The sequence below is a fragment of the Gillisella terrae genome, assembly GCF_004801395.1.
Lineage (GTDB): Bacteria > Pseudomonadota > Alphaproteobacteria > Rhizobiales > Rhizobiaceae > Allorhizobium > Allorhizobium terrae.
In genome coordinates this window covers 1-510 of sequence record NZ_SSOA01000028.1, presented here as the reverse complement: position 1 = coordinate 510, position 510 = coordinate 1, and the positions used below count along the sequence as shown (strand labels likewise).

General features: G+C 59.0%; 1 protein-coding gene. It reads left to right on the top strand.

Going from position 1 to position 510, the window contains the following annotated elements:
- Positions 1 to 26 precede the first annotated feature (26 nt).
- The coding region (locus E6C51_RS19995; protein WP_230987508.1) for a polysaccharide biosynthesis/export family protein at positions 27 to 510 on the top strand (484 nt) is incomplete at its 3' end.

The window sequence follows — 510 nt, the reverse complement described above, 5'->3', positions numbered from 1 at the left end:
CCTGCGTAGCGTTATCGGGCTGTCAAATGGTGCCCGCGGATGGCCCCCTCGCAAGTGATATTGTTGGAGAAGCCGGACGCTCCGCTGCCCAGCAGAGCCGTGCCAGTGCAGAAGTGTTTGAGCTGATCGACGTTGATGCCAGAATGGCCAATGTCATCCATGCCTTCCAGGCCAGAAAGCTGCAAAGACGCTTCAAGGTCAGTGGCTCCACCGGTGTGCCGGTGATTGGCGTTGGCGATGCTCTCAAGGTGACGATTTTTGAGGCCAGTGCCGACGGCTTGTTCTCGACCGAAAACTCCAAGCAGGCAAGCATCGACATCGTGGTTCAGCCCAATGGCATGGCCTCCATTCCCTATGTTGGAACCGTGCGGCTGGTGGGCAAGACCCTTGAGCAGGTGCGCGAAACCATCAAATCCGCCCTCAAGAACAAGGCCGTCGAGCCCGATGTTCTGGTCAATCTGGTCTCCTCGTCCTCGCGCGATGTCACGGTGTCGGGTGCCGTTGCCCGCT